Below are 8,117 nucleotides of genomic sequence, written 5' to 3' on the forward strand. Positions count from 1 at the left end.
AATATCATGCCTGTAAATATAGGAACTTGTGGCAAACCTCTTAGTTACGGGTATAGTTCAATCTCCTCTCCTTCCTCATCAGCTTCATTAAAATTATAAGCAAGATCACCTTTTTGCAACCTTATCAAGTCTTGACCTTCCAATTCAATTGCTCCAAAGTTTAAAAAGATCAAAATCAAGATTAACGATTTGAGGAATACCAATCTCTTATCAGTTGAATTCTTAAATCTTGCTGAAAAGCTATTTCTTAGGTCCATTTTTAGATTTTTTGAGAGAGTTCGCTACTTATTTTTTCTTCGACTTCCTTATTTAATAGGACTAATGACACCCAACGGGTGGTGCAGCCGCAGTACGTAGCGCAGCGGAGTATTGCCGGCTGCACTGTGTTCGGTGCTGTCTGATTTAATAGGCTCCTCTTACAATTAATTCTTTGGAGAGATCAATCAAATTATCGTAGTGTAATAACTTAATCGAATCACTTCTCTCTAATCTTCTTCTGAGTGAATATGTTTTTTCGTTGAAATCGGTTCTTCTTCCACCGATTACAACATAATTCATTCGTGTTGAGTCATAATCAATTAGCTCTCTTGGTAATTCCTCGTAACTTCCTTTGTGCTTATTAAATACTTCCCGAAGATTACCATAATTTGAATCTAACCAAGACTTCCAATCCTCTATCTGATTAAGACCTTTTCTTATTACTTCTCCAAATTCTCCTTTTGATGTTGTTACTCTTCCATATACCGATTCTAATTCTACAAGGATTAAATGATATCCTCCTGATCCCTTACCAATAATAATAAAATCGGCGGCATAAGACGTCCCCAAAGGAAATTCTTTGAATAAAAACCGTCCATGATGTCCAAAATCAAACCTTCTTAGTAAGGATCCGATAATAAAATAAGCTTCATTCTCTCTAATAAAGTTTAAAATATCTCTTTCTTTTGGAGTTTCTCTATCAATAAGCTGGATGAAGCTTTCAATTTTTTCATTATATTCTTGCCTGTCCATGAATTTAGGATCAATCAATCCATTATTGGGAAACAAGCTAATATGTCTCCAGAAATCCTGAGTATACTCGTTATCAATGCTAAATTTAGGTACTCTTACTTCATTCTGATTGGGTAGCATTATTGTTTTACTACTCTCAGAATATCTCTTAAGCTGTTCTTTTATTTCTGGTGTCTCTTTACGATAATCCTTATCAAACAACATTTTTGTCCTTTTTTATAGCACCGAACGGCCCGGGCTACACGCAGGCCGGGATTCCTGAAAATAATCTTTTCATTCTATTTCACCAAAATAGCTGCGGCGGGCAAAGGCGAAATTGGCGTAGCCTGGCTTTGACTGCCGCAGCGGACTCTTCTTTCTAATTTTTCAATGGAGGATTTTACCCGGCTTGTGTGTAGCCAATGTTCACAGCATTCGCGTTTTATCCGATTTTTACAAAACGAGCGGCCATTTCTCTATTTTCGAAGATGAGAAAAGGGGGCTTTCCCACATTTTTCAAATCATCCGATTTGGACAACCAATTTTCAGGCAAAAGTAATACCCTCATTTATTTTATCGCCCGTAAAACCAACTTAACCCAATGAAAATCATTCAATTATTCTCCTGCTAAATCTATTCAATGCACCTGCGGACCCTTAAAAATCAATCTTATTCGGGCATGAAGCCTTATTTGCTCATTGATTTTCATTTACCGGTTGATTTTCATAAGCCCCTTGGACGCGGGCTCTTTTCCTGATACCGTTTTCCTTTCCATCCAACGGGGCCGCGGTAACTCTTGATCTAATTTTTCAATTCGGGCTATCACAATTCTCCTAAACCAACTATAAAACTGTAGAAATCTCATCTGCCCCGCCTTAACAATCCAATTCTCCAATGGACTAACCAATTTAAGCCCAGTTTCTGAATATTGATAATCAGGCATTTACCTTTTTTTAGGCGGGGACAAGTTTTATCTCAAATTCTTACAGATACCTTTTTCTGTTGCGCGATTGTCTGTGAACGGCCCGGCTACGTGCTGTGCCGGACTCTAAATTTACCATTTTCGTTTCATTTCACAAATGCTAGCGCAGGCAGCAAAAGGCGATGATGGCGAAGCCTGGCTTTTGCTGCCTGCGCGGGTTTTCCATCTCCATTTTCTTCTCGAAGACTTTTACCGGCATGGCATGTAGCCATTGTTCTGCTCAGTATTCTTAATTTTCATTTGACCTCGTTTCCAATAATATACGTGTCAATCTCGATTCCCAAATTCAGCTTATTCAACCTGTTTATTGTCTCAATTTCAAATCCAATTCCTGCATTTCCACTTATGTATTGATGTCGGCAAACTGATATTATTGCTTCTGAATTTTTACTGAGCTTTTGAACCCCTTCAATATCTTTTTCTAATTCATTGAGCAATAATTCTAATTTTTCGTCTAACCCATAGGCTTCATTTCTTATTGGCTCGAAGCTTATTCGGCTGAAATCATATCTTGACTTTCCATACTTTCTTAAATCTCCTTTAGACCAACCTATCAATGGTTCGAATTTCCTTATAAAACTTGAAAGTTCCTTAAAAGTCAACCTTTTCGATGTAGCTGTTAGATAAACTCGATTTCCTGATTCTGTCCAAACAAAGTCTACCGCTATTTCAGGCTCTTTCGTTAAATGAATTTCAATAAAATATCTTTCATTTTTGACCTCAACGTAAACAGCGACTTTATCTTCATAGTAATCTTCACTTACTCTAGCAATCTTAGGTAATCCATCTTCTATTTTTACTTCGCAGACTTCCAAATACTGTTTAGTAGTCTCAAATTTTGGATCGAGAATTTCTTCAATTGCTTTTTTGATATATTGATTTTCTTTTTTCATTTATTGAGCAGAACGGCCCGGCTACGTGCTGTGCCGGATTCTAAATTTACCATTTTCGTCTTAATTCACAAATGCTAGCGCAGGCAGCAAAAGGCGATGATGGCGAAGCCTGGCTTTTGCTGCCTGCGCGGGTTTTCAATCTCCATTTTCCTCTCGGAGATTTTTACCGGCATGGCATGTAGCCATTGTTGGGTGCAGAATTTAAACCACTTTTAATTCATCCAGTCTCTCATCTAATTCTTTCAAATAACCTTTGCCATATTTACCTTCTTCTAATTCCTCATATAACCAATTTGGGAGATCATTATTGATTTCTCTACTCATTTTTCCTATTGCCAACCCTAAAGAAGCAACTGTATCTACATCTCCACTAAATTCAATGCTCTTCCTCAATATTTCTTTCAACGAATCTTCAGAAATGATCAGACTAATTACTGCTTCTACAGTTTCAATTGCATTTACCTTTACTTCTCCGGACCATTTACCAGTCCATCTAACTCCCTGTATATCTTGAAGATAATCTAATAGTTCTGATTTCCTCCCTTTATCATAAATGAAGAAATGATTCGTCAAAGCAATTGCTTGGGCAGATATTAATGCTTTTTCTGTTTTATGAGTCAAACTTGATTGTAGGTCACATCTTTCTATGATCTCATTTTCATCTCCTAATATCCCGATTGAATAAGATCTCATTGCCGCACCATTTCGTTCACTTTTTGGTTCAATCTTCCTCAATAATTCCTCACCACTTTCTATTTCCATTAAAAATTTATAAAACCTTTTTGCATACCCTCTTCTTGGGTCTCTTTTAAAAACCTCAACAAACTTATTTGCAATTTTTAAAGGAGTCCACTCTTTTTCCTCTAATAACAATTCACAAATTCCAATTGACATTTGAGTATCATCAGTGTACTTACCCTTTATTTCTTCGAATAATGGATGCGATTCATATTGTGTTAGAGTATTCTTCTTCCTTATCTTTTCTTTTTCTGCAAATTCAAATCCTGCTCCATACGCATCTCCAATTGCTCCTTCTAATATCATCTATCTATTATTTTTGCACCCAACGGCCCGGCTAGCCGCAGTACGGAGCATCGCGGAGTATTGTCGGCTAGCCATTGTTGGTGGCTGTGATCACTTCTTTTTCCGTTTCAAGTTTTCTGCTCTTACCCTAAATCTCGGTTCCTCCCCAATCTCGATATACCTCCCAATGTTTTTATTGCAAGATTTACATTTGCCTTTGAAAGCTAGATCGTCCAATTCATTCAGGAATATTCCGTATTCAACCATTTCAACCTTGGTTTTTCCAGTACAATTCGAACAGAATGAGTTGTATTTTGCCAAACCTATTATTCGATCAAATTCATCTTCAACTATGAATTTCAATTCATCCTCTGTCAACTGTATTTCTTCGTCTTTCATAATTTCTCTATTTGAATCGACATATTCAGATTGTCTCTAGCCGATCCAAATTCTTCTTTGTCCTCGTAACTCAAATCTAAAGTCAACTCTTGGTGTGTTTCAAAGCCTCTATCGATTATAAAATTAAAAATATCATTCATTGCAACCATTAGCCTATCTTTCATAAGTATTTTTTTGACCTTGCCTGAATTTAACGCTGATTCATAATTGGACAAAATCGACTTCGGGTCTTGAAATTCAGTTATCCTTATTCGACTTGAAAACTCTCCTTTCAACAATTCAGGTTTTTGGCCTTTTAGATCATCTGCATTCAGGTAAGTGTAAATATTTGTGTAGTCGCTATCTTTTAAAAACTTCCGAATCGCAGTTTTCAGAATCTCTACTTTCTTAGATTCTTCACTGCCTAATCTTTTCAATTCATTGTTGCCAAACTCGACGGTAATATGCTCTTCGTCTGACTTTATCCCAATACTTTCATATCTTTTGATCCAATCTCCCAATCCAAACTTTTTATCAAAATTAAACTGAACTCCTATCCATTCTTTCTCTGCCATCTTCTACTTGTTTTGTTATTCATAGCCACCAACGGCCCGGCTACGTGCTGTGCCGGACTCTAAATTTACCATTTTCGTTTCATTTCACAAATGCTAGTGCAGGCAGCAAAAGACCAAATTGGCGCAGCCTGGCTTTTGCTGCCTGCGCGGGTTTTTCAATCTCCATTTTCCTCTCGAAGATTTTTACCGGCATGGCATGTAGCCATTGTTGGTGGCAGTATTTTTATAATTTCATTCACCTATCTATCCTACTATACTTAAGTTTTCACAATATATGCTTCAAGTTTTGATTAGCTTTTTAACTTCTTTAATTCTATTCTTTTCGGTATAATGTAATGACTTATTTTGATTTAATTTACATTGCTCATATATAGAAATCATATCAGAATATGACAACTGATGTCTATAAATTTGAACTTTTGGTGTTTTATTAGATGAAATCTCAAGAATGTACTCTTTTGACAATTCACCTACCATCTTCATTTTTAAATCAATAGAAAATTCATGTTGCTTTAATTTGTAATTACTTACTTTATTACCCGTTAAAATCACTAGGGTTAAAAATTCAGAATTAATCTCTAATTCCTTGATAACATACCAATTCCTTTTTATGGCTTTGGTTACCACTAACGGTATTATTATTAACAAAATAATCCAATATTCAATTCTCATTTCAAATCTGAATACTGCTGCTGTACATGTAAATAACAACAAAATACTTATTAAGTACGGCTCTTTTTTATTCCATTCCTTGAGTCTATTCAGAAAACCTTCATTTGCAACGGAATAATTTTGAACTTTATTATTCATTGAATTTTGTCTTCTGATCTTTTGCTATTACTGTTGATCATACCTTATTGCCACCAACGGGTTGTGCAGCCGCAGTACGCAGCGTAGCGGAGTATTGTCGGCTGCACTGTGTTCCACACAGGCTTTTTATCTTGGATTTATTTCGTAATTCAACTTGAACTCTTTCTTTCCTTCGGACACCTCATTTCCATATTTATCATAAAAAGTACAAGGGATCTTATATTTATTCTTAGCCCAAGAAATTCCCATTTCTTCAACGAAAGATTCAGCCCCTATTTTAGTTATGCATTTACAATATAGCTTACCTTTCTTGTCATATTGATTAATCTCAATTTCTTCACCATTGTATAAGTTTTCTTGAATAATCTCACCGCTTAAATTCCATTTTCTTTTGAAAATCCCAGTCTCGTTTACAATGTAGTTCTCTTCTTGAATTTCACCTGTTTCATAATAGCTTCTAAAATAAACATCTCCAGTTTTTAATCCAAGATTATAGAATTCTTCAGATTCTACATTATTCGAAAGGTTCATTGTAGTCATTTTCGACTTCATTAATTTACTATCCACGTAATAACTTTCAATGTTCACCCTATCCATTTTATCTATCCATCTTCCTTGCCTCTGACCAAATTCATCTTTCCTATTTACTGTATCTCCATCGACGATCTCAAATTGAATTGGATATGTTAAATATAACTCCGAAGATTCTTCTACCTCTTCTCCATTCAATAAGATTACTTTGGGACTAGCATTTAAACCATTGACTTCAATTTCAACTTCGCGGTATTTGGATTCTCCTATTTCTACAATTTTTCCTATTCCGTCAATTACTTTCCCTCGAACTCTAAATTGTAAAAATAAGGTGTCATTTGACATTTCAGATTCACAAAACAAATCGCCTTTCTCAAATGATTTAACTCCAATTAGTAATTTCAACACATCATTTTCGCTGGTCTTTCTGATTATACGATTTCGATATTTTTTCTTTTCTCCATCACCGAAGATTTCTTCAATAAAATCTAACTCTTCATCTGTTTGAACTTCCGATATAATTTTGAAATCACATTGTAATTGGCCAAAAGTTGAATTTAAAACCGTAATAAAAGGTATTATCAATAGATATGCTCTCTTCATTTCCTTTCTCTGCTTGTGTGGAACGGCCCGGCTACGTGACGTGCCGGACTCTAAATTTACCATTTTCGTCTCATTTCACAAATGCTAGCGCAGGCAGCAAAAGACCAAATTGGCGCAGCCTGGCTTTTGCTGACTGTGCGGGTTTTTCTATCTCTATTTTCCTCTCGAAGATTTTTACCGGCATGGCATGTAGCCATTGTTAGGTGCTAGTTTGAGACTTTTCTTCTTTTCTATCTTCTTTATAATCTTTCCATACTGTATATAGGAAGTTAAATACAAGAGGAATAAGAACCACTAAAATTAGATTAGTAAATCGCTCAGTATACTTATTCTCTCTTAGAATTGATTCACGAAACTCATCTTGTTGCTTAACTAGATTCAATTCGAAGCTTGAAAGATTTGTTTTCAAATACTTTAATTCATCACTTAATCTTGCAATAGTTAAAACCTCTTCTGGGCTAGTAGGATTAAATGCTTGTCTTATACTAGTGTATTGCTTTTTCACTAAATTCAATTCAGAATTCAAAAGTTGTATTTCGTCTTCAATGTTTAACACCCTCTGATCTCTACTAAAATTTACGCTTGCTCCAGCAATCAACCTATTAATTTCAGACAATCGACTTTCAGCTTTTCCTAGTCTTAAACTCAAACTATCAATTTTGACTTCATTATCTTTAATTATCCTATTTAGAAGGTATTCGGATTTTTTTCTTTGGTTTTCATAAAAGTAATCATTGATATCAAAAAGTTTCGTCATTCCTGCGATAATCGTAACTAGGACTAGCGACAGTGCAACTGCAATTCTAAATTTATCAAAAATCCTTTCTATTTCGCCTCTAACTTTATTGCTATAATTTGATCTATTCTTGTTTTTATTATAGTTTATAGGCATCTCTCTCGTTTTTCTTAATCATAAAATTCTTATTAAACAATAGCACCTAACGGCCCGGGCTACACGCAGGCCGGGATTCCTGAAAATAATCTTTTCATCCCATTTCACCAAAATAGCTGCGGTGGGCAAAGGCGAAATTGGCGTAGCCTGGCTTTGACTGCCGCAGCGGGCTCTTTTTTCTAATTTTTCAATGGAGGATTTTACCCGGCTTGTGTGTAGCCAATGTTCACAGCATTCGCGTTTTATCTCATTTTTACTAAACAAGCGGCCATTTCTTTGTTTTCGAAGACGAGATAAGGGGGCTTTTTCCAAGTTTATCAAATTATCCGATTTTGATAACCGATTTTCAGGCAAAACTGATACCCTCATTTTTTTATCGCCCGTAAAAACCAACTTAACCCAATGAAAATCATTCAATTATTCTCCTGCTGAATCTATTC

Annotated in this window: 9 protein-coding genes; all 9 read right to left on the reverse strand. The window is 35.5% G+C overall.

Annotated features, from left to right (window positions below; translation table 11 throughout):
- Window positions 1–402: 402 nt before the first annotated feature.
- The gene (locus MW688_RS18425; protein WP_486737478.1) at window positions 403–1,215 is read right to left on the reverse strand and encodes a Shedu anti-phage system protein SduA domain-containing protein; all 813 of its coding nucleotides are present in this window, start codon (window positions 1,213–1,215) and stop codon (window positions 403–405) included.
- A gap of 993 nt (window positions 1,216–2,208) precedes the next feature.
- On the reverse strand, window positions 2,209–2,865 hold the full coding sequence (locus tag MW688_RS18430; RefSeq protein WP_421947439.1) for a DUF4279 domain-containing protein: 657 nt from the start codon (window positions 2,863–2,865) through the stop codon (window positions 2,209–2,211).
- A 201-nt stretch (window positions 2,866–3,066) separates the two neighbouring features.
- Window positions 3,067–3,909 (reverse strand): ADP-ribosylglycohydrolase family protein, encoded by an 843-nt coding sequence (locus MW688_RS18435; protein WP_486737479.1) that lies wholly within the window; start codon window positions 3,907–3,909, stop codon window positions 3,067–3,069.
- 90 nt (window positions 3,910–3,999) lie between these two features.
- Complete coding sequence (locus MW688_RS18440; RefSeq protein ID WP_486737480.1) at window positions 4,000–4,287, reverse strand: hypothetical protein; 288 nt, start codon at window positions 4,285–4,287, stop codon at window positions 4,000–4,002.
- Window positions 4,284–4,841: a hypothetical protein gene (locus tag MW688_RS18445; protein ID WP_486737481.1), complete on the reverse strand. Its 558-nt coding sequence runs from the start codon at window positions 4,839–4,841 to the stop codon at window positions 4,284–4,286. The genes MW688_RS18440 and MW688_RS18445 overlap by 4 nt, the downstream gene beginning before the upstream one ends.
- 279 nt (window positions 4,842–5,120) lie before the next feature.
- Entirely contained in the window at window positions 5,121–5,651 is a 531-nt protein-coding gene (locus tag MW688_RS18450) for a hypothetical protein (RefSeq protein ID WP_486737482.1), read from the reverse strand.
- A gap of 126 nt (window positions 5,652–5,777) precedes the next feature.
- Window positions 5,778–6,785 (reverse strand): hypothetical protein, encoded by a 1,008-nt coding sequence (locus MW688_RS18455; RefSeq protein WP_486737483.1) that lies wholly within the window; start codon window positions 6,783–6,785, stop codon window positions 5,778–5,780.
- A 199-nt stretch (window positions 6,786–6,984) separates the two neighbouring features.
- Complete coding sequence (locus tag MW688_RS18460; RefSeq protein ID WP_486737484.1) at window positions 6,985–7,677, reverse strand: hypothetical protein; 693 nt, start codon at window positions 7,675–7,677, stop codon at window positions 6,985–6,987.
- 18 nt (window positions 7,678–7,695) lie between these two features.
- Window positions 7,696–8,094, reverse strand: a complete 399-nt coding sequence (locus MW688_RS18465) for a hypothetical protein (RefSeq protein ID WP_486737485.1) — start codon at window positions 8,092–8,094, stop codon at window positions 7,696–7,698.
- Window positions 8,095–8,117: the final 23 nt, after the last annotated feature.

It is taken from the genome of Johannesbaptistia floridana, from assembly GCF_057440575.1.